The sequence below is a fragment of the Arabiibacter massiliensis genome (genome assembly GCF_902386925.1).
Taxonomy (GTDB): domain Bacteria; phylum Actinomycetota; class Coriobacteriia; order Coriobacteriales; family Eggerthellaceae; genus Arabiibacter; species Arabiibacter massiliensis.
In genome coordinates this window covers 2,614,940-2,635,134 of record NZ_LR698996.1, presented here as the reverse complement: position 1 = coordinate 2,635,134, position 20,195 = coordinate 2,614,940, and the positions used below count along the sequence as shown (strand labels likewise).

20 protein-coding genes are annotated in these 20,195 nt (G+C 64.5%); 12 read left to right on the top strand and 8 right to left on the bottom strand.

Going from position 1 to position 20,195, the window contains the following annotated elements:
* Positions 1–81: 81 nt before the first annotated feature.
* Positions 82–1,044 (bottom strand): DUF5692 family protein, encoded by a 963-nt coding sequence (locus FX134_RS11215; RefSeq protein WP_080801854.1) that lies wholly within the window; start codon positions 1,042–1,044, stop codon positions 82–84.
* Positions 1,045–1,242: 198 nt separating this feature from the next.
* On the opposite strand from FX134_RS11215, the gene FX134_RS11210 reads away from it, so the two are divergent.
* The 3 genes from FX134_RS11210 to FX134_RS11200 all read left to right on the top strand — a co-directional run bounded on the left by FX134_RS11210 (position 1,243) and on the right by FX134_RS11200 (position 3,867).
* Positions 1,243–1,869, top strand: a complete 627-nt coding sequence (locus tag FX134_RS11210) for a DUF6088 family protein (protein WP_080801851.1) — start codon at positions 1,243–1,245, stop codon at positions 1,867–1,869.
* Between the two features lie 10 nt (positions 1,870–1,879).
* Entirely contained in the window at positions 1,880–2,743 is an 864-nt protein-coding gene (locus FX134_RS11205) for a nucleotidyl transferase AbiEii/AbiGii toxin family protein (protein ID WP_232050928.1), read from the top strand.
* A 227-nt stretch (positions 2,744–2,970) separates the two neighbouring features.
* A complete protein-coding gene (locus tag FX134_RS11200) occupies positions 2,971–3,867 on the top strand; it encodes a hypothetical protein (RefSeq protein WP_232050927.1) in 897 nt (298 codons plus the stop codon).
* A gap of 341 nt (positions 3,868–4,208) precedes the next feature.
* On the opposite strand, the gene FX134_RS11195 is transcribed toward FX134_RS11200, so the two are convergent.
* From FX134_RS11195 to FX134_RS11175, 5 genes are all read right to left on the bottom strand, one after another.
* Complete coding sequence (locus FX134_RS11195) at positions 4,209–4,511, bottom strand: YerC/YecD family TrpR-related protein (RefSeq protein ID WP_080801842.1); 303 nt, start codon at positions 4,509–4,511, stop codon at positions 4,209–4,211.
* Between the two features lies 1 nt (position 4,512).
* The gene (gene cimA / locus FX134_RS11190; RefSeq protein ID WP_080801840.1) at positions 4,513–6,096 is read right to left on the bottom strand and encodes a citramalate synthase; all 1,584 of its coding nucleotides are present in this window, start codon (positions 6,094–6,096) and stop codon (positions 4,513–4,515) included.
* A 305-nt stretch (positions 6,097–6,401) separates the two neighbouring features.
* The gene (locus FX134_RS11185) at positions 6,402–7,325 is read right to left on the bottom strand and encodes a branched-chain amino acid transaminase (protein ID WP_080801836.1); all 924 of its coding nucleotides are present in this window, start codon (positions 7,323–7,325) and stop codon (positions 6,402–6,404) included.
* Positions 7,326–7,594: 269 nt separating this feature from the next.
* A complete protein-coding gene (locus FX134_RS11180) occupies positions 7,595–9,667 on the bottom strand; it encodes a beta-propeller domain-containing protein (protein WP_080801834.1) in 2,073 nt (690 codons plus the stop codon).
* The gene (locus FX134_RS11175) at positions 9,664–10,173 is read right to left on the bottom strand and encodes an RNA polymerase sigma factor (protein WP_080801831.1); all 510 of its coding nucleotides are present in this window, start codon (positions 10,171–10,173) and stop codon (positions 9,664–9,666) included. Before FX134_RS11175 ends, FX134_RS11180 begins: the two co-directional genes overlap by 4 nt.
* A gap of 259 nt (positions 10,174–10,432) precedes the next feature.
* Here FX134_RS11175 and FX134_RS11170 point away from each other — a divergent pair, with 259 nt between their 5' ends.
* The 4 genes from FX134_RS11170 (at position 10,433) to FX134_RS11155 (ending at position 15,275) form a co-directional block, all read left to right on the top strand.
* On the top strand, positions 10,433–11,692 hold the full coding sequence (locus FX134_RS11170; RefSeq protein WP_172623463.1) for an ammonia-forming cytochrome c nitrite reductase subunit c552: 1,260 nt from the start codon (positions 10,433–10,435) through the stop codon (positions 11,690–11,692).
* A 105-nt stretch (positions 11,693–11,797) separates the two neighbouring features.
* Entirely contained in the window at positions 11,798–13,231 is a 1,434-nt protein-coding gene (locus FX134_RS11165; protein ID WP_080801826.1) for an ATP-binding protein, read from the top strand.
* 8 nt (positions 13,232–13,239) lie between these two features.
* Positions 13,240–13,962: a response regulator transcription factor gene (locus FX134_RS11160; RefSeq protein WP_172623462.1), complete on the top strand. Its 723-nt coding sequence runs from the start codon at positions 13,240–13,242 to the stop codon at positions 13,960–13,962.
* A 101-nt stretch (positions 13,963–14,063) separates the two neighbouring features.
* Positions 14,064–15,275: a HipA domain-containing protein gene (locus FX134_RS11155; RefSeq protein ID WP_232050926.1), complete on the top strand. Its 1,212-nt coding sequence runs from the start codon at positions 14,064–14,066 to the stop codon at positions 15,273–15,275.
* Between the two features lie 553 nt (positions 15,276–15,828).
* Here FX134_RS11155 and FX134_RS11150 read toward each other — a convergent pair.
* Entirely contained in the window at positions 15,829–16,476 is a 648-nt protein-coding gene (locus FX134_RS11150; RefSeq protein ID WP_080801821.1) for a LexA family protein, read from the bottom strand.
* A gap of 165 nt (positions 16,477–16,641) precedes the next feature.
* Between FX134_RS11150 and FX134_RS11145 the strand changes: the two genes are divergently transcribed.
* The 5 genes from FX134_RS11145 to FX134_RS11125 are packed head-to-tail and all read left to right on the top strand — an operon-like array spanning position 16,642 to position 19,328.
* The gene (locus tag FX134_RS11145) at positions 16,642–17,325 is read left to right on the top strand and encodes a hypothetical protein (protein WP_080801818.1); all 684 of its coding nucleotides are present in this window, start codon (positions 16,642–16,644) and stop codon (positions 17,323–17,325) included.
* A 1-nt stretch (position 17,326) separates the two neighbouring features.
* The gene (locus tag FX134_RS11140; protein WP_080801815.1) at positions 17,327–17,764 is read left to right on the top strand and encodes a hypothetical protein; all 438 of its coding nucleotides are present in this window, start codon (positions 17,327–17,329) and stop codon (positions 17,762–17,764) included.
* A gap of 15 nt (positions 17,765–17,779) precedes the next feature.
* Positions 17,780–18,271, top strand: a complete 492-nt coding sequence (locus FX134_RS11135; RefSeq protein WP_080801813.1) for a hypothetical protein — start codon at positions 17,780–17,782, stop codon at positions 18,269–18,271.
* A 45-nt stretch (positions 18,272–18,316) separates the two neighbouring features.
* Entirely contained in the window at positions 18,317–18,691 is a 375-nt protein-coding gene (locus FX134_RS11130) for a hypothetical protein (protein WP_080801811.1), read from the top strand.
* A gap of 4 nt (positions 18,692–18,695) precedes the next feature.
* Positions 18,696–19,328, top strand: a complete 633-nt coding sequence (locus FX134_RS11125) for a Gp15 family bacteriophage protein (RefSeq protein WP_080801808.1) — start codon at positions 18,696–18,698, stop codon at positions 19,326–19,328.
* A gap of 90 nt (positions 19,329–19,418) precedes the next feature.
* On the opposite strand, the gene FX134_RS11120 is transcribed toward FX134_RS11125, so the two are convergent.
* Positions 19,419–20,186: a hypothetical protein gene (locus FX134_RS11120; protein WP_080801805.1), complete on the bottom strand. Its 768-nt coding sequence runs from the start codon at positions 20,184–20,186 to the stop codon at positions 19,419–19,421.
* Between the last annotated feature and the right edge of the window lie 9 nt (positions 20,187–20,195).

Here is a 20,195-nt window from a genome sequence, read left to right as displayed (position 1 = left end):
GAAGCGCGCATGGACGCGCGCAGGGTGGTCCTGCTCGCGTCCATTATACGGGAGATGCGCGGCGTCGGTCATGGGGTGCGCCTAGCGGTTTTCCTCCACGACCCGCCGATACGCCTTCGTGTCGGCGTACAGCTCGTCCTTGAGCGGGCTCAGCTTGCGCTGGCGGATGCGGCGGAACTGGTAGGCGGCCAGCGCCACGTTCGACGCGAGCGCCAGCAGGCTGACCACGAAGAACGCCGCAGGGTTGTGCGTGGTGGGGATGGGCGCCAGCACGTCGGCGAACTGCGGCACCGTCATCACGAACATGATCCACAGCCCCAGCGTCTGTGCGCGATGCTGCAGCCACGCGCCCTTCTTGATGAAGAACGTGGGGATGGTGCACGCGAGCAAGAGCGCCAGGCCGCAGTACGCCGAGTGGTCGGAGATGCAGTTGTACGTGTAGGCGAAGTTCCGCAGGTCGTAGGCGATGATCCACGCCCAGATCATGTCGGGCCAGATCATGTCGCGCGCGGAGTCCTTCGAGATGAAGATGCCGAACCAGCCGCAGATGGTGACGATGTTCAGGATGCCGGCGATGCCGTTCATGATGTTCCACGGCCCGGAGATGGTCCACAGGTTCTCGACCACGCCGCCCTGCCACAGGCCGAAGCCGAACACCTGGAAGTCGCGGACGACGGCCTCGGCGATGTTGACGGCCAGGATGAGCGGCGGGAAGCAGAGCGCCCAGCGCTTCTCGTACAGGTGGTGCACCTGGCCGTCCGCGCCGCGCCACTTCACGAAGCGCAGCGCGATGAAGCCGAGGCAGCCCGCCAGCGCCGAGTACGTCTTCACCCAGTTGAACCACGTGCCCGTGCCGTAGGGGTTGCCCGGCGCGGCCGTGGTGGGCCACACGAAGATGGTGAGCACCGCGGGCACCACCGCGAACAGCGTGATGCCCGCCCACAGCTTCACGCGTCCCAGCTCGTTGAACGCCATGAGCGCGAACAGGATGAACAGCCAGATTGCCCAGTACAGCGGATCTTCGGCCTGATACAGAATGCCCATGAGGATCGCCCCCTTCTGCGCGTCCCTGCGAGGATGGGCCCCTCGCCCGCCGCGCGCCTGCCCGCAGTATACGAAGCCCACGCGCGCGAAGTCTTTCACACAGGCGGGCGGTTTGTGAAAGACAGTACTTTACTATATAAATTTTCAATATTCTTCTGTAAATTTGTATAGTGCAAGGAAACAAGGTACAATGCCCTCATGAAGAACTTCGACGAAACACTCCTCGAGAGGTTCGGCTACGACAAGCCGATCTTGCCGGAAGACGTCATATCCCTATTCCCGGACGTGACACGTGCCGCCGTGTACCAGAACATCGATGCTTCCATGGAGCGGGGGTTCCTCGAGAGGTACAAGAGAGGCGTCTACTACATCGCTCAGGACGGCATCTTCGGCAAGACCACGCCAAGCGCCGAAGACGTCGTGGAGCGCAAGTACATCACCGACGGGGACGACGTGTACGGCTACTACTCGGGCCTTACCCTCGAGAACAAGGTGGGCGTGTCCACCCAGGTGCCGGCGGTGCTCGAGATCACCACTAACAAATCGAGCAGATGGATCAGGGAGGTGAAGCCGTTCGGAGGTTGGCGAAAGATAGTTATCAGGAAGCCCCGAACCGAAGTGAGCAGAAGCAACGTCGACGCCCTCATGTTCCTCGACCTCATCACCCGCCGGCCGCCGTCCTCGATGGACAGCTACGAGCTCCGCGCGTTGAAAGCCCTTGCCGCCAAAGCCGGACGCGACAAAGTGGCCGAGTGCGCCGCATGCTATCCGGGAAAGACTTCGAAGATGCTGTTGGAAAGCGAGGCGTGCGGTGTATTTGCATGAGGATCCGAACGTGCTGAGCCAATCGATCAAGGCCGCATCCAATGTGCTCGGCCTGAGCGAGGGCTACGTGCTTAAGGACTACTACGCGGTGACGATGCTCCGCGAGGTCACACAACGGAATTCCGACCTCGTGTTCAAGGGTGGCACTTGCCTATCAAAATGCTACGGGGTCATCCATCGTTTTTCGGAGGACGTGGATCTCGGGATACCTTACGAGCATGCGACCGAAAGTATGCGCAAGAGGATAAAGAGGGCGGTCGTCGAGAGCGCGGAGCAGCTCGGCCTCGAAATCCCCAACTTGGATGAAACCCGCAGCCGGCGCGAGTACAATCGCTACGAAATCGCACTTCCCGAAACCGATGACATGCTGTTGTTCGAAACAGCCGTGATGACTCCTGCCTCCCCTTATCGAGAACGGCCGATCCAAACCTTCATCGGGCAATTCGCAAGCGAGCACGACCGGGGCGAGTTCGTCGAGCAATACGGCCTCGAGCAGTTCACCGTCAAGGCAAACTCCCTCGACCGCACGTTCGTGGACAAGACGTTCGCGTTGTGCGACTACTACCTCATGGGCGGGCATGCCATCTATCGGCAATCCCGGCATGTCTACGACCTCTTCAAGCTGCTCGACCATGTTCGCTTGGACGAAAAGCTGCTCTCCTTGTTTTCCGAGGTTCGATCCCAACGGGAGCCGAGCGAGCGCTGCCTCTCCGCGAAAAGCGGCGTTGACCTTGCCGCGCTGCTCGGCGAGATCGCGCTTAAGGATGTTTACCGAAGCGATTACGTGAACGTCACGACTCCCCTTCTGTACGAGGACGTCCCGTATGAAAGCGCCATGACTTCGATCCATCGCATCGAGGAGTTCCTTGCTTGACGAGTGCCGGCATGGGGGCAGACGAGCGCTGCACGCGAAGTCTTTCACACGGACGGGCGGTTTGTGAAAGAAGCGGTACGGGCGGCGATGTTAGACTGACGGCGTCAACGCCGCCGGCCTCGCATGCCGCTCCACGGCAGCTGCCGCTTCACCGGGGGAAAGGGGATTCCCATGACCGTGCCCGTTTGGATCACGCCCGTGTCGATGGTTGTGTACACCGTGCTGCCATGCTGCTCACCGAGTTCATGCGACGGCATTACCGCACGTCGATGTGGGTGTGGGTGGTGTCGCTCGTCACCATTCCGCTGTGGATCGCCAACATCCCCGGCGACGATTGGTTCCGCTGGGCCAAGAACCTCTCCGTCATCCTGCCGCTCATCTTCGCCGGCGTGGGCCGCATCGCCGCTGTGGAGCAGAAGGACACGCCGTTTTGGCGCACCATGCGCAAGCGTTGGGTGCGCTGGACGCTGTACGGCATCGTGTTCTGCAACATCGCCGAGGCCACGCTGCGCGACGTGCAGATGAGCAACATGATGAACGCGCTCGCCGGCTTCATCCTGTGCGTCACCATGCCGTTCGGCGACAAGTTCTGGAAGTACGACACCTCGAGCCACGGCGAGATCCTCTCCTACACCGTGCCCATGTGGAACTTCCTCTACACCACGTGGAACGCGTGCTTCGCGTACGCCGAGGGGCATGAGTTCTTCGCGTCGACCTGCTGCATCCTGGCGGCGGCCGAGCTGTACCCCATCGTCATGCGCCGGCCCGAGCTCTACATCACCGGGCGCATCTACACGCTGGGCGCGCATCTGCTGCTGCGCAGCTGCTTCCCGGCGCTGTTCCCCACCATCATGAACAGCGCCGCGTGGTTCAATCCCGACTTCATGGCGGGATGGGGCCTGTTCAACGGCATCATCGGCATCCCGTTCGTGTTCTGGTACTGCTACCAGCTGCACACGGGCCGCGCCGACGTGAGCTTCCGCCGCGGCAAGGCGCGTGAGGCCTACCTGGAAGGACGCGCGAACGGCACGATCGACGAGTACGGCGACCCCGTGGCGCTGCCGGCAAGCGGCCCGAAAGCCCCCGCGCTCTCGGACGAGGACGCCGCCCCCGTGACGGGGTAGCGCCTCCTGCGCCACGAATTCCTTGCGAAAACGCATCGAGCGACGGTTTTGCGCAGGTTCTCAACGGCCCACAAATCCCCTGCCGGGCGTTTGACCAGGTCGCAAAGCGACGGCTCGGCCTGCATGGGTCAAACCATGCGAAAACGGCCTCCCAACGCGCGCAAAACCGTCGCTCGTTGCAGAAATCAAGGTTTTGCGTGGCAGGGACGGGTTGCAGACGCCCCCTTGTCATCCTGAGCGGAGCGCGCTAGCGCGGAGTCGAAGGATCTTCGATCAGGGGGGATATCCGTCGTTGAAGATCCTTCGACTCGCTTCGCTCGCTCAGGATGACAAGGAGGGGGTTACCGGCGCTTCTTGTCGGCGTCGTCGAGGGCGTTCAGGGCGGCGTTGTAGCCGCCGGCGCCGTAGCTGAGGCACTTCGAGACGCGGGCGATGGTGGTGGCCGAGGCGCCGGTGGCCTCCTCGATGGCGGCGTAGGACTTGCCGGCGTCCAGCTGGCGCGCCACGGCCAAACGCTGCGACGTCTCCTTGATCTCGCGGATGGTGAACAAGTCCTCCAACAGGGAGAATATGGTGTCCTCGTCGTCGAGCGCGGCGAACACGCGCAGCAGGTCCTCGACTTCGGGCGTTCTGAGATCGCTCATGTCACTCCCCTATCCGCATGAGGCCGTACTCGATGGAATCGACGAGCGCGTTCCACGAGGCCTCGATGATGTTCTCCGACACGCCCACGGTGCCCCAGCTGCCGCGGGGGTCGCGCGTGGTGATGACGACGCGCGTGATGGCGTCGGTGCCCACGTTCTCGTCGAGGATGCGCACCTTGTAGTCCACCAGCTCGATGTCGGCCACCTTGGGGAAGAACGCCGTGATGGCCATGCGCAGCGCGTTGTCGAGGGCGCCGACCGGGCCCGCGCCCTCGCCCGTGGCCACGAAGCGCTGGTCGCCGACGTGGATCTTGATGGTGGCCTCGCTCATGGCGTCCTTGGCGAGCGCGCCGGTGTCCTCATGGTCGTCCACGATGACGCGGAAACTCTCCAGCGTGAAGTGCGGCCGATACGCGCCCAGGTGGCGCTGCAGCAGCAGGGCGAGCGAGCCGTCGGCCGTCTCGTAGGAGTAGCCCAGCGCCTCGCGCGCCTTGATGTCGTCGAGGATGGCCTGCGTCTTCTCCGGGTGCTCGGCCAGGTCGATGCCGAGACCCTGCGCCTTCGCCACGAGCGACGCCTTGCCGGCCAGCTCGCTCACCAGCATGCGCTGCGTGTTGCCCACGCTCTCGGGGCGCGCGTGCTCGTAGGCTTCGGGGAAGCGCGCGATGGCGCTCGCGTGCAGGCCGCCCTTGTGCGCGAACGCCGACGCGCCCGTGTAGGGATGGTGCGCCGGCACCGACATGTTGCAGGTCTCGGCCACGAACTGCGACACGCTGGTGAGCTCGCGCAGGTTGTCGGGGCCCACGGTGGTGCGGCCCATCTTGAGCTCGAGGTTGGCGATGACGGTGAGCAGGTCGGTGTTGCCCACGCGCTCGCCGAAACCGTTCACCGTGCCCTGCACCTGCACCGCGCCCGCGCGCACGGCGGCCAGCGTGTTGGCCACGGCGCAGCCCGAGTCGTTGTGGCAGTGGATGCCCAGCTGCTGGCCGGGCAGCTCGCGCGCGACGGCGGCCACGATCTCGGCCACCTCGTGCGGCAGCGCGCCGCCGTTCGTCTCGCAGAGGTCGATGGAGTCGGCGCCGGCCTCGCTCGCCGCGCGCACGCAGGCGAGCGCGTAGTCGGGGTTGGCTTTGTAGCCGTCGAAGAAGTGCTCGGCGTCGAACACCACCTCGAGCCCTTGTTCCTTGAGAAAGGCCACCGAGTCGGCGATCATGCGCAGGTTCTCGTCGAGCGTGGTGAGCAGCGCGCGCGTGACCTGGGCGTCCCACGTCTTGCCCACGATGGTGGCGATGGGCGCGCCGCTGGCCACGAGGTCGCGCAGGCCCTGGTCGTCGGCGGCCGCCACGTCCTTCTTGCACGTGGAGCCGAAGGCCGCGATGCGCGCGTGGCGCAGCGGCATCTGGCGCACGCGCTGGAAGAACGCGATGTCCTTGGGATTCGACGCGGGGAAGCCGCCCTCGATGACGTCGATGCCGAACGCGTCGAGCCGCTCGACGATGCGCAGCTTGTCCTCAAGCGACAGCGTGATGCCCTCGCACTGCTCTCCGTCGCGCAGCGTGCTGTCGTACGTGAGGATCTTGGTCAAAACGCATCCTTTCGAGGTCATGGAGAAGGGCAGCCTGTCATCCCGAGCGAGCGAAAGCCCCTTCTTTGTCATCCGAGCGAGCGGAGCCCTCCTTTTGTCATCCTGAGCGAGCGGAGCCCTCCTTTTGTCATCCTGAGCGAGCGAAGCGAGTCGAAGGATCTTCAACAACGTACGCTCCGCTCGGCCGAAGATCCTTCGACTCCGCGCTGGCGCGCTCCGCTCAGGATGACAAGCAGGGGCGCCGCGCGCTCCGCTCAGGATGACAAGCAGGGACGCCGCGCGCTCCGCTCAGGATGACAAGGTCGCTAGATTTCAGCGAGCCACTCGGCGTAGTCTTCGATGTTGCCGTAGGCCACGTCGAAGAAGCGCTCCTGGAGGGCGCGGGTGATCTCGCCGGGCTTGCCGATGACGCGGCCGTCGACGCTGCCGATGGGCGTGAGCTCGGCGGCCGAGCCGGTCATGAACACCTCGTCGGCGATGTAGAGGTCGCTGCGCGTGAGGCTCTCCTCGATGGCGGGGATCTCCAGGTCGTCGGCCAGGCAGAGCACCGTGTCGCGCGTGATGCCCTCGAGCAGGCCGTCGGACAAAGGCGGCGTCGAAAGCACGCCGTCGCGCACGACGAACAGGTTCTCGCCGGTGCCCTCGCACACGAGGCCGGCCTCGTTCAGCATGATGGCCTCGGCGTACCCGTGCTCCTTGGCCTCGAGCTTCGCCAGGATGGAGTTCATGTAGGACGCCGTGCTCTTCACCGCGGGCGGGATGGCGTTGTTCGAGCGCTGGCGCCACGACGACACGCCCACGGCCACGCCGTTCTCCAGCGCGTCGGCGCCCAGGTAGCTCTCCCACGGCCACGCGGCGATGGCCACGTCGGTGGTGGATCCGGTGGGGTCGACGCCCATCACGCCGTAGCCGCGGAACACGATGGGGCGGATGTAGCACGACGGCAGGTTGTTCTTGCGGATGACCTCCACGGTGGCGTCGCACAGCTCGTCCACCGAGTACGGCAGGTCGATGCAGGCGATCTTGCAGCTGCGGTGCAGGCGCTCCATGTGGTCGCGCAGGCGGAAGACGTAGCTCTTCTTCGTGTCGGGGTTCTGGTAGCAGCGGATGCCCTCGAACACGCCGGAGCCGTAATGCAGCGAGTGCGACAGGACGTGCGTGGTGGCCTCGGCCCAGGGCACGAGCTCCCCGTTCTTCCAGATGTACTCGACTTCCTCGATACCTGCCATGGCGCATCCTTCCGCTCAAACGATCAGTCGCCCGCCATTGTACTCCAATCGGCTAAAGCGCAGAAGGAAACCGTCCCGACCGGACAAAATTCACGGTCGGGATGCGCTCGTCGTTCGAGGTGTCATCCTGAGCGAGCGAAGCGAGTCGAAGGATCCCTTGCGGCGACAGCCGGAAGCGTCACTGCTGGCGCCGCACGGGATCCTTCGACTCCGCGCTGGCGCGCTCCGCTCAGGATGACATCATGCGCGTTTTCGTCGCCAGACAGCTTCTACAGCAGCAGGTCGTCCACCTTCTCGTAGGTGCCGATGCGGTAGCTTTCCACGGCGTTGCCCTTCACCACGTACAGGGTGTCGTCGATGTACACGCCGCGCGTGCCCGTCCAGCCGCTGCCGTTCACTTCCTCGGCCATGAGCTGGGCAAACCCGGCTTCGTCGGCGTAATCGAACACGTAGTAGGTTTCGCGATCGGCGTAGCCCGAGAAGCCGATCAGGTTGCGCTCGACGCTCACGAGCACCGCGCGGTATTCGTGGAACACGTCGGAGCCGTAGGCGCCCTCGATGAGGAAGGTGTCGGCCTCCTTCACGTCCGTCGGGTCGGACACGTCGAACATGGTCACCTTCATGCCGTTGGTGACGCCGCTCTTCTCGTCCACGTCCATGCCGATGCCCAAGAGCTTGCCCTCGCCGTAGGGATGCAGGTACTCCGAGAAGCCGGGGATCTTCAAGCTGCCGATGATCTGCGGGTTCGTCGGGTCGCTGAGGTCGACCGTGAACAGCGGGTCGGTCTCGCGGAAGGTGACGAAGTACGCGGTGTCGCCGAAGAACCGCGCGGAGTACACCCGCTCGTCCTCGGCGAGGCCCGTGATGGAGCCCACCTCCTCGAGGTTGCCGTCCAGCACGTGCACCTCGTTGGTGGAGGTTTGCTGCTTGGCGTCGGCGTCCCAGCTGCTCACCGTGGTGACGAGGCGCAGCATGCCCTCGTGCTCGTCGATGCTGAAGCTGTCGTTCAGGGTGCCGCTCACCTTCGTCTGCGCCACGCCCTCCAGCTGGCCGTCGTGGTAGGAAATCTTGCGAACCGTGATGCGGCCCTGGTCGGCGCCGCCGTCGCCGTCGCGCGCCACGCTCATGCGCCACTTGTTCTCGTACACGTAGATGTTCTCCGCGCTCACGTACAGGGAGTTCGAGTCGGTGAGCACCGCCTTCTGATCGACCGTCTGCGTGGGGTCGTCTACGGAGACCGAGGCGATGACCAGGTACTGGCTCGCGCCCGCCAACGGGGGCAGGTAGATGTCCTGGCACGCCACCATCTGGCCGGCCACGCGGGGGATGTAGGGCTCGATGTCGTCGCCCTCCTCGCTGTAGGGGACGACGTAGGTGCTGAACAGGTAGAGGTGGCCGTCCGCGAGGCGCGAGGACTGGTACCAGCCGCTCTGCGTCACCGTGCCGAGCAGCTTCGGGTTCTGCACGTCGGACACGTCGAAGGTTTCCAGCTGCACCTCGGAGCCGTTGTACACCTCGTATCCGTCTTTGTCGGTGCTGGTCAGCGACACGTTTGACAGCACGAGCGCCTTGCCGTCGCGCACGTAGAACTCAGATATCTGGCCTTGGTTGCCCGAGAAGATGCTGCCCACCTTCCTCATGGCGTCGTCCGTCGCGTCCACGACCGCTATCTCGGTCGCGTTGTCCTGGAGGATGAAGAGGTGCTCGCCGTCGGTCTTGACGATGTCGGCCTCGTCGACGCCCTCCGTGCGCACGTTGGTGTCGGAGTGGCCGCCGCCCGCTGCGGCAGCGGGAGCCGCGTTCGACGGAGACGCCGTGTCCTGCGCGGAGGTCGCCGCTCTCTCCTCCGCCCCCGCCGAGGGCGCGGACTCGAGGAGCATGACGCCGCCGTCGGCCCCGTAGAGGCGCTCCTGCTCTGCCTTGTAGTCGTCGAAGCACTGTTTCACCTGGTCGTAGCTTTCCGCCGAGGCGATGCCGGCGTCCACCGGCGCGTCGGGGTCGACCGCGGGCTCCAACGCGCCGCTGCCGAGCGGGAACAGCCCGGGATCGTCGCCGCCGCTCGGGCCTCCCTGCGCGTCCAAGATGGCGCGGCCCGCCACGAGCCCCACGCCGGCCACCAGCACGAGGCACGCCGCGATGCCCCAGGGAAGCGCCCGCTTGCGCCAGCCGGACGGCGCGCGGCGCTTGCTTGCAGCCGCGGCTGCGACCTGCGCGTTCTCGCGGGCCTGCTCGCGCTCGAGCAGCCGCTCCACCGCCTCCGGCCGGAGAGACTCGGGCACGGCGACGTCGCGCGTCGCCTCGTCGATCGCCCGCATGATGTCGTTCTCGTTCTGCGTCGTCATCGCGCCACATCCTTCAAGACCGCGCCCATCTTCTCCAGCGCCCTTTTGCGCTTCGAGCGCACCGTGCTTGCGTTGAGCTGGAGCGCCTCGCCGATCTCCGCGCTCGTGTAGCCGCCGAACACCGAGAGCGACACGATGAGCCGCTCCTCCTCGCTGACCACGGAGAACGCCAGGCGCACGTCCTCGCGCAGGTCGTCCGCCGCGCCCTCCGGCAGCGGGCGCCCGTCGAAGGCGGCCGACGGCTCGTGGACGGCGGCGAGGTCGGCCATCGGCTGCACCCGGGAGGCGCCCTTCAGCTTCCGGCGGCACACGTTGGCCAGGATGGCGAACATCCACGGCTTGAAGGCGTCGTCGCGTCTCAGCTGGTGGCGCTGCCGGAAGCCGGCGAGAACCGCCTCGCTCACCGCGTCCTCCGCGTCGTGGGCCCGCCCCATCATGCAGAGCGCGAACCGGTACAGGTCGTGATAGACCGTACCGTAGCGACTCGCGAACATGCGCGCATCCATGATCAGCCGTGCCCCTCTCCAAGACGTCTTTGCTATAAGAGTACGCGAACGGCGCGAGTGTTGCATCGATTTTCGGAAATGGAAGAAAAAGTTGCCGGGAACCGAGATGGAAAGAACTTCCTTTTCCTATGCGCCAGGTACCAGATTGCGGAACAGCAATAGGTTCGCAATCGCCTCTCAAACGCCAAACCACAGTTCGTCGATACAATGGGTCCAGCACCGGGAGCGTATGAAAAAGCAAGGAAGAGAGGGGGATTTCATGAAGCACTGCACTAACAAGAAGCGACCGATCAAACTCGGCATCGCGGTTACCGTGGTGGCGGCGCTGTCGGCGATGACTCTTGCAACCGCCAGCTGCGCCCCGAGCAGCCTGAACGAATCCGAGCAAGGGGGCAAAGCAGACGCGACGTATCAAGACTGGGTCGCCGCATATCCCGACCAGTACGCATCGTTCCTCACCGACAAATGGCGTGACGGAGGCGGCGGATACAAGACGGACGGCCAATACAACCACACGCATTCGATGCTGCGGCAGAACATGGAAGACATGTTCGAGACCATCGAAGTCGACCAACCCGGCTACATGAAGCTGTCGTGCATAGCATGCAAGTCGAGCGCCTACAACGACATCTACGAGAAGTACGGCGAGCAGACCTTCGAGCTGGGCTTGGGAGAGATCAACCTGGACGAGGTGATGGAATCGGCCTGGGATTGCGAGACTTGCCACGAGAGCATCGACGATTTGACCCTGAGGCCGGGCATTTCGACGTGGGACGAGCTTTCGGAGGGGGCGTTCGACAACCAGGCGCCTGAAACCCTAGTGTGCGCCCAATGCCACAACAGTTGGGGCAACATCGTGAAGTTCGCCGCAGGCGACGAGCGCGGGCTCACGATCCAGGATTACCATCCCTACCAGTACGGCTACGACGCCGACGCCCTGTACAAGGAGTATGCCGAGGATGGATCGACGCGCGTTCAGTTCGACGAGAACGGCCTGGTCCTCGTCAACACGACCACCTACGACATCGAGAACTTCGCCGGAAGCGTGCATCAAAACCTGGGGATGACCTGCGCGAGCTGCCACATGCCCACCCAGGAGAACGGGAACAAGGAGGAATATACTTCCCACAACGCCTCCGGTTCGGTCCTCGAGAACGTGACGGCCCTCGAGTATTGCCTAACCTGCCATGAGGCGCAGGGCATCGAGTCTACCGACGAGATGGTGGAGTACGTGCATGCCGCGCAGAGCAACTTCGCCGACAAGAAGGCGGAAGTCGATGCCATGCTGGCGCAGCTGAAAGAGACCCTCCTGACGGTCATCGAAGATGGGTCGGTCGATGAGGCGACGCTTGACCAGGCGCGCGACAAATACAATCTCGCCACCTATTATGTGAGCTACGCGGCTTCGTATGTGCACGGCAGGGACGGCGTCAAGATCGCCCACAATCCCGAAGGCATGATAAACTACGTCGAACGAGCTCGGAACATGGCGCAAGAGTCTATCGACCTTCTTGCTTAGGAGGTAACGAGGGAGGGCTCCCTCGCTGCTCGAAAGGCCGGTGGACGGAGTTCGCCGGCCTTTCATCATGCTTGCTCACGGGGATCGAAGAAGGGGGAAACGACCGTGAAGAAGGCTTCGGCGCGCCTTGGGTTCCTGCTGTCGATCTCGATCGTTCTCGTGGCAATCGCCTACGTCGTCGGCAGCTTCCTTTCCTATCAGCATATTTACGAGAACCAAGTGCTTGAAGTGGCGCGGTCGCTGCGCATGGCCATGCAGGCGTCCTGGAACTACGTGGACGACTCCCAAGATCTCATCAACTACAATTCCGATGGTTCGTACGACTTCAAGGGGGTCTACTGCTCCGTTGCCGGAAAGAGTATTGCCCAGCGATTCACGATGCAGTCGAACTCCTACGGGGTGCGCTACGTGAGATACGATCCGCGCTCAGGCACCGACCATCCCGATGATTTCGAGTCAAGGGCGCTCGACCAGTTCGTCGGAGGAGGCGACTCGGAGTACTACGCGTTTTCGCCGGAGGGGAGCGAGGGGGCTTTCCGCTATGTGTACGAGCTCGAGATAACGACAGGATGCCTCGAGTGCCATGGCGAGCCTCGAGGCGAGAAGGACGTAACTGGGTTCAAAAAAGAAGGCATGAAGCTGGGCGATGTCGCCGGGGCGGTGAGCATCTCCATCCCCCTGGACACGTACGAGCAGGAACGATCTGCACGACTTGTCCAGACAGGCCTCTTCTTCGCACTCCTCATGGTGTTCCTCGGCCTTTTGGTGCGCCATGGAGTCAACTCATGGATCACGAGGCCGCTCGAAGAGAAGGCAGAGAGGCATCAAAGGGAAAGCGAGGAGAAGTCGAACTTTCTCACTATGATGAGCCACGAATTGAGAACTCCCCTTTCATCCATCGTCGCCTTCGCGGATATGTGGGAAAAGGATCTGGGCAGCGACGAAAAAGCCGGAAGCGACGACATAAGCACCGTCGCCGTTCATGAGATCAAGGAGAACAGCCAGGTGCTGTTGGGAATGATCAACAACACCATCGATCTTGCGCGCCTGGAGGCGGGGCGCTATGAGCTCTGCCATGAGGAGGGCGATCTGGCCGACGTGGTCAACGCCGCCCTTGCCTCGACGAAGCATTTGGCCCAAAAGAAAGGCATCACGCTGTCAACTTCGGTTCCCGAGGACACGCCGATCGTGGTGAGCGATTGGGAGGCGGTGCGGAAAATACTGGTGAACCTGATTGCCAACGCCTTGAAATTCACCGAGGAGGGAGGACGGGTCGACGTCGGCGTCCGCTACGACGCGCATGATGGGTTGTGCATCCTCGAAGTAAGCGATACGGGCAGAGGCATTCCCGAAGAGGATTTCGAGCGGATATTCGAGCGATTCTCGCAATCATCCCAACCTGCCGACTCTCGCACGGGAAGCGGCCTTGGCTTGGCTTTGGTGAAGAACCTTGCCGAAATGCTCGGCGGATCGGTTTCAGTAAAAAGCGCGTTGGGAGTGGGAAGCGTGTTCACCGTCACCTTCCCCGTGAAAGCATGAGGTGCAGAGTGCATACGATCTTGATAGCCGACGACCAAGAGAACATCAGGACTATACTGAAAACCATCCTTGAAAGGAACGATTATCTTTGCATCGAAGCAAAGGATGGCAGGGAGGCCCTCAGCTTATCCAGCTCCGTCGACCCCGATCTGATCATCCTCGACATTATGATGCCAGGATTGGACGGATTCGACGTATGCGAGCGAGTGCGCTCGGTCAATGCACATGTTCCCGTCCTCTTCCTTTCAGCCAAAGCGGACATGGTCGACAAGAGGATCGGTTATCGGCTGGGAGCAGACGATTACATGACCAAGCCGTTCAACGAAGAGGAGCTGCTGCTGAGAGTGGGAGCGCTGCTTCGCAGGGCGGATCAGACAAAAGGCGACGCCGCCGACAGCTCGCATGTCGAAGAGGGCCGATCCGCCCTGAAAGTCGGGGATCTGGTGGTAGACCTGCTGCGATGCCAGGCTTCCTTGCATGGTTCGCCCATCTCCCTCACCCCCACCGAGTTCAAGCTTCTCGCCGTGTTCGCAAGCAACCCGGATATCGTGCTGACGAAAGAGGATCTCATCGAGCAGGTGTGGGGAGAAAACTACCTGGGAGACACGATCAGCATACCCGCCCACATACGCCACATCCGATCTAAGATAGAAGAGGATCCCTCGATGCCCACCCATATCGAAACTATCTGGGGATTCGGGTACCGCCTGAACAGCTCGCCGAAAGATTAGAAAGCCCGGGAAGTGCGGGCGCGATAATCGTTCCGCATTCGGAATAGTTTTTGCGGCGTGCTATTTTCAAAAGTATTCCGCATTCATTCGACCGCGCCTGGATGATCGACGAGCGGTCGGTGCGCGAGCGGGCTGCGGCGCCGCGAGCGACGGGACGGCCGAAGATGGGCGAGAAGGATCCGCGCAACCTGGTGGAGCTCACGCTGATGAACCGCAACCACGCCGTGCTCGACTTCGTGTACAACCGGCGCACGCGCGAGACGGCCGACATCGTGCCCCGCGAGGGGATCGCCTGGAAGCCGCTCGGCATCGGCCTGCGCGAGCTCGGCCCCAACCGCTACGACCTCGCCGCGTGGCTCGCCGCGCGCTCCATCCCCGACCTGCGCCCGCGCCTCGCCCCCCTGCTGCGCGAGCTCGCGGCCCGACACGGCTCCGACCTCATGCTGGGATCCTGGGGGCTCAACCTGTCGGACCAGTACTGGCTCAAGCCCCGGGGCATCGAAGTCGATTGGTACGACATCAACTACTTCGAGAACGGCTACGAGGAGGCGCTCGGCGAATCCCTCCTCGACGGGACGGCGTTTCCCGCGGGAGCTTCCGCAGATGCCCGCTTCGCCCGCTCCCCCGACACGGCGACGCCCGGCATGCTGGCGAAAGCCTGGATGCGGAGGGATGGGACGGACTGCCTGATGAAAGGCGGCACCGGCAACGAGAACCGCGAGCCGTACGTCGAGCTGCTGGCCACGAAGCTGCTCTCGAGGCTGCTTGACGAGGGCGAATATGTCTCGTACGAGATCGTCGAGCGCGGCGGTCGGGCGTACTCGTCGTGCCCCACGTTCGTCACGGAGGGAACGGAGCTCATCCCCGCCGCCGACGTCCTCACCGCGTTCGGAGTCACCGAGGAGCGTGACCCCCATCGCGGATACCTCGACGCGGCGCGCGAGCTCGGCGTGTCGGAAATCGGCCGGGCGGTGAGCAAGATGATCGTCGCCGACCACCTCATGGCCAACTTCGACCGGCACACATACAACTTCGGCCTGCTGCGCGACGTCGAATCCCTCGACGGCTACCGGGTGGCCCCCCTCTTCGACCACGGCTGCGGGTTCTACAGCAGCGCGACCACGGCCGAGCTGGAACATGGCCGCTACCTGCGGGAATCCCACCCGTTCAGGCCCTACCCCTCGCAGCAGCTCGCGCTTGTGGACGACCTCTCATGGTACGACCCCTCGCGCCTCGACGGCTTCCTCGACGACATCGCCGACGTGCTGGGCGCGAACCCGCATCTGGACGGACGGTTCATAGAGGCCGTGTAGCGCCAGACCGCCAAGCAGGTCGAGACCGTGAACGACCTAGCCGCCGAGCGCCGGATGGTGCTTCCCGGGATGTAGGACCGGCAGCTGCTTCTTATCGAAATGAGAAATCAGGTCCTCTCTGCGACTTTTCTCTTCCAAAGAACGAATCGATGCCCCCGAAGTACCATTTCGAACTGGGGCTTCTCTCGTGACGTCATGCAAGAGCGTCCAAAACACCCCGCCTCCTCCCCGAGATTCGTTCTTTGGAAGAGAAAAGTTGCAAGGCAGCCCTCCGACCCACGCAACCGCTCGCTGCTTGCATGGGAATTCCCGATTTCTGTGCAAAAATTGCGATAAAGGATCTCCGACGGCCGTCTGGGACGGGCTTCGACGCCTGCGCGCCAGCTATCGAAAAACAGCCTCGTCGTTGACCTGCGAAAACGCCGAGACCGGCTCCCGCACGGAGGGCAGGTTGGTACTTTATCGCAATTTTTGCTCAGAAATCGGGAATTCCGTCGCACGGGGGGCCTTCAGCTACCCGAAGAGGTAGCGGCATCGGAATCACGAGATCCGCTTACAGCCTCTCGTCGTTGACCAGGTAGTGCCAGACGGCTTTGCCGAGGATGCGCACCTGGGGGGCGTCGGGGTCGGCGGCATCGATGGAGCGGTCGCGATGCGCGGGGTTGGTGCTCTCGGGGTGCAGCACGATGGTGTCGCCGGCGAAGAAGATGCGCTTCATGGTGGCGTCGTCGCCGTTCACGGTGACGGCCACGATGTCGCCGCTGCGCACCTCGGCGCTCCGGTCGAAGTAGACGAGCGAGCCGTCGGGCATGATCTTGTCCATCGAGTCGCCCGAGGCCTTGAGGAAGAACCCGTCGGGGTGGCTTTCGGCGATGGGCGGGATCACGTACGCCTCGTCGTAGACCGGGAGCATCTCGAGCGCGTCGCCTGCGGAGATGTTCCCGTACACGGGCGCGGTGAGCGACGTGACCGCGTAGCGCACCTCCCCCGCCACGGCGCGCGGCGGCTCCTCGCCGAGCACGACGCCCTTGCTGACGCCGAAATGCTCGGCGATGCGCTGCACCACGCCCATGCGCGGCACGGAGCGGCCGTTCTCCCACTGCGACACCGCCATGGCGGAGACCCCGGCCACCTTGCCGAATTCCTCCTGCGTCAAACCGTGCTCCTGTCGAAGCTGCCTGATGCCGTCGCTCACGCCCATGGCGGTTCCTTCCGTTCGTCGATGGCTATAGTTTACTATAATTTATCTTTACATCTACTATAAATTTAATTATAGTTCTCGCCGAGGAGAGCAATAGTTGTAGTTTAACCTATACCTTCTCCCTGCATGCGCAGAACGGCATTCGAAGCACGAAAGGATCCGACCATGGCACATCCCACATCCCGCGCCCATCACCACGACGACCGCCCCTGGGGCGAAGCCGACCTCCGCTTCCTCGAGAACGCGGCAGGGAAGCTCTCCGCCGCCTCGGTGGCCGCGGCGCTCGCCCGCACCGAGGACTCCGTCGAGCGCACGGCGCGCGCGTTGGGAACGACCCTCGCCCCGCCCGTCCGCGAGCTCGCCTGGTGCGACCGCTGCGCCACGTGGCGCACGAGCGTGAGCGCGCGCACCGGGTGGTGCCGCGTCTGCTCGCTGCGCGACCGCATCGTCGGCCGCGAGGAGGCCTGCGCGGAAGCCCTCGCCGCCATGGCGCCGCAGGATCGGCGAACTTACGAGGACACCGAGGCCGAGCGCGGCTCCAAGCGCCTGCCGCCCGCGCCCCGCATGCGCCTCGTCTCCCCCTCCGCCGCAGGCCGCACCGATGAGGAAGCCGCATACCTCGCGGCCATGGAGGAATGGGAGCACCAGGTGCTGAAGCTGCGCTACGACGCGGTCAAGACGCGCCTGCGCCGCATGCGCGAGAAGACGGGCGCGAACCCCCGGAAAGGCGCCGGACGGAACGCGGTGACACCTTCGGCATCCTGTTCTTGCTGCGAAACGCCGGCCCCTTCGGACGCCGGCCGCGCGGCACCCGGACATCCCTCGACTAAGAAGAAAGGAGGTGAGTGACATGGCAGACGCCCTCGCAGGACAGGCCGACGTCGCCGCCCGCGTGTTCGACGCGGTCGCGCAGATCGTCGCCGGCATCCCCGAGGCGAAGGGCTGCGCCTACGAGCACGCCCCCGCGAACGCGGCCGACCTGCCCTGCGTCGTGATGCGCACGCTCGACGGCGGCCCGCGCGAGCGCCGCTACCTGGACGGCAGCTGCGTCAGGCGGTACCGCTTCGCCCTCATGCTGCGCGCGCCGGCCCCGGACGGCCCGGCGAGCCTCGACGCCCGCGCCCTGCTCGAGCGCATCGCCCAGGCCGTCGAGCAGGCGGCCCTCGACCTCGGCGCCGGCCGCGCCTCGTGGGGCGCGCATCCGGACACCCTGCCGTGCGGCATCGCCCTCGGCGAAGGATTCGCCGACTGGCAGGTCGAATTCACCCTGAGATACAAAACCAACTGACGAAAGGAACCGCACATGAGCGAGAACACCGTGCCCGTCTGGGGCAACGAGCTTGAGTACTACCTGAACACCGGCACCGTCGCCGAGCCCGCCTGGACAAAGGTGACCGAGCTGCTCACCTGGGAGCCCACCTCCGAGCCCAAGACCTACGAGCCGGCGTGGCTGGACCGCAAGGTGTCGCCCGTGTTCGTGCAGGGCCGCACGTGCTCCATCAACTGGACGAAGGACACCGTGAAAGGCGGCGCGCTGGAGGCCTGGGTCATGGAGCACCGCAACGAGACCGACGTCGCCTGCGAGGTGTGCCGCGTGTTCACCTGGCTGGGCACAGCCGCGGCGCAGACCGCCGACAAGGCCGCCTTCCTGTTCAACCCCGCCGATCCGAGCAACGCCAACGCCGGCCAGCCCGTGGTGACGGGCGGCACGCTGAACATGGCCGACGACGGCTGGGCCGAAGGCACGTGGAACCCCTCCACCAAGGCCTTCGCCGTCGGCGGGGCCGCCGCGTAGGCGCGACGCGACCAGGCAACCGACACACGACCTCAGGAGGATGACATGGGATTCGAGTTTTCAAGCCACGTGGTGAACGTGGAGATCTGCGGCAAGCCGTACGCCATCAACATGGGCGACGCCGACATGCTGGACAAGGTGGAGCGGTGGAGCGCCAAGCTCGCCGAGACGGAGTACGGCAGCCTGAGCGAAGGTCGCCTGAAGGCGCTCGCCACCGACGTGCGCAACTACCTGGTGGCCCTTTTGGGCGAGGAGCAGTTCGAGGAGGTGTTCGCCGGGAGGGCGTTCGACTTCCTGGACGGGTTGGAGCTGTTCGCCTACCTGTACTCGGAGATCGCGAAGAGCCGCGTGGACGCCTCGTTCAAGGCCACGCTCGGGAAGTACCTGCCCGACCTGGACTGGCGCGAAGCCGAAGCGTGAGGCCATGGATCCCAACATCCTCCTGGAGCAGGCGCCGTCGGCCGTCACGGTCGGCGGGGCCTGCGTCCCCTTGAGCACGTCGCATCGCACCGGCATCCAGGTGATGCGCCTGGTGGACGACCCGTCCGTGGGCGACGAGGAAAAGGCCCGCGCGCTTTTGTTCCTCTACTTCGGGCGCGTCGAGGGCCGCACCGGGAGCCTCGCGCTGCCCGATGCCGTGGCCGAGCTTCCCCAGGAGGCGCTCGAAGCGGCGCTCGCGTTCTTCAACCTGAACGAGCCGCGGCCGCCCGACGTTTCCGGCGCGCGTCCGCCCGCCGGCACGCGCGTGTTCGACTGGGATTGGGACGCCGGCCGCGTGATCGCCGACTTCCAGCGGGAGTACGCCCTCGATTTGACGGACGGCGGCCTGCGCCTGCACTGGTGGCGCTTCTGGTCGCTGTTCCGCAACCTGGGCGAATCGTCGCTCACGATGCAGGCCGTCAGCGTGCGCGGGGCGGTGCCCGACGAGAAGAAGATGGGCCGCGAGGCCGTGGAGACCCTCATGAAGCGCAAGTGCGCCCTCATGCTGCCCGCCCGCACCCCGGAAGAAGCCCAGCAGTTGACCAACCTGCGCTACCGCTGGGCGCTGCAAGTGTGAATAATCTTTGCGCCCTTGCGCGCGGCCGCCGGCCTTCCTCGGGACGCGGCGGCCGCGCCGTGGCCGCATGGCATCGCCCGAGGCGGCCGTTCAGCCTCGGGCGATGGAGAACGCGACGATCACGTAGATCAGCGCTGCGAGCGCGATGCCGAGGACGATCAGGATTTTCGTGCTCAGCTCGGCCTGCTTGCGCTCGTAGTCCTCCACCGCCTCGGGCGGGAGGCTCGCCTTGAGCTTCTCGAGCGCCGCGAGCGCCTCGTCCTCTTTCGAGGTGTCGGCTTGCACGGCGGCGAGGGCGGCCTCGGCCTCCTGGATGGCGCTCGTGTCCGAGCGCGCCTCTTCGAGCTCGCGCTGCAGCCGGTCGAGCGCCGCCTTGCGAGCGCGCGCGGCCTCCTCGGCGTTCGCAGCGGCCTTGTTGACCGCAGCGGCGAAGTTCCGAGCGGCCTGCTCGTCGTCGGGCTCGCCTTCCACCACGATGCTCCCGGCGGGGGACTCTATCACGAGGAACGGCCGCCACAGATCCTCCGGCTGCCCGTCGCGCCCGGAAGCAGAGCGCGGCCGGATCTCGACCCTCGCCTCAAGCCCCTTGCCGAGCGGCACGACGACGCCTTTGCCCGCCACCTTGTCTGCGTAGAGGGAAACGGACTTGTACGAGCCGAGCCTCCGATCCGCGTCCTTCTCGGCCTCCCTCACTTCCTTTTCAGCGGCTTTGATGCGCCGCTCCTGCGCCTCTTTCGCATCGCGCACCGCAGATTCGGCGCGCTTGACCGCAGACCTGTGCGAGGACTTGGCCTCGTAGACGTCGGATTCCGCGCGCCTCAGATCGTCCTCGTAGCTCCCAACCGCATCCGGCTCCATCGCATCCCC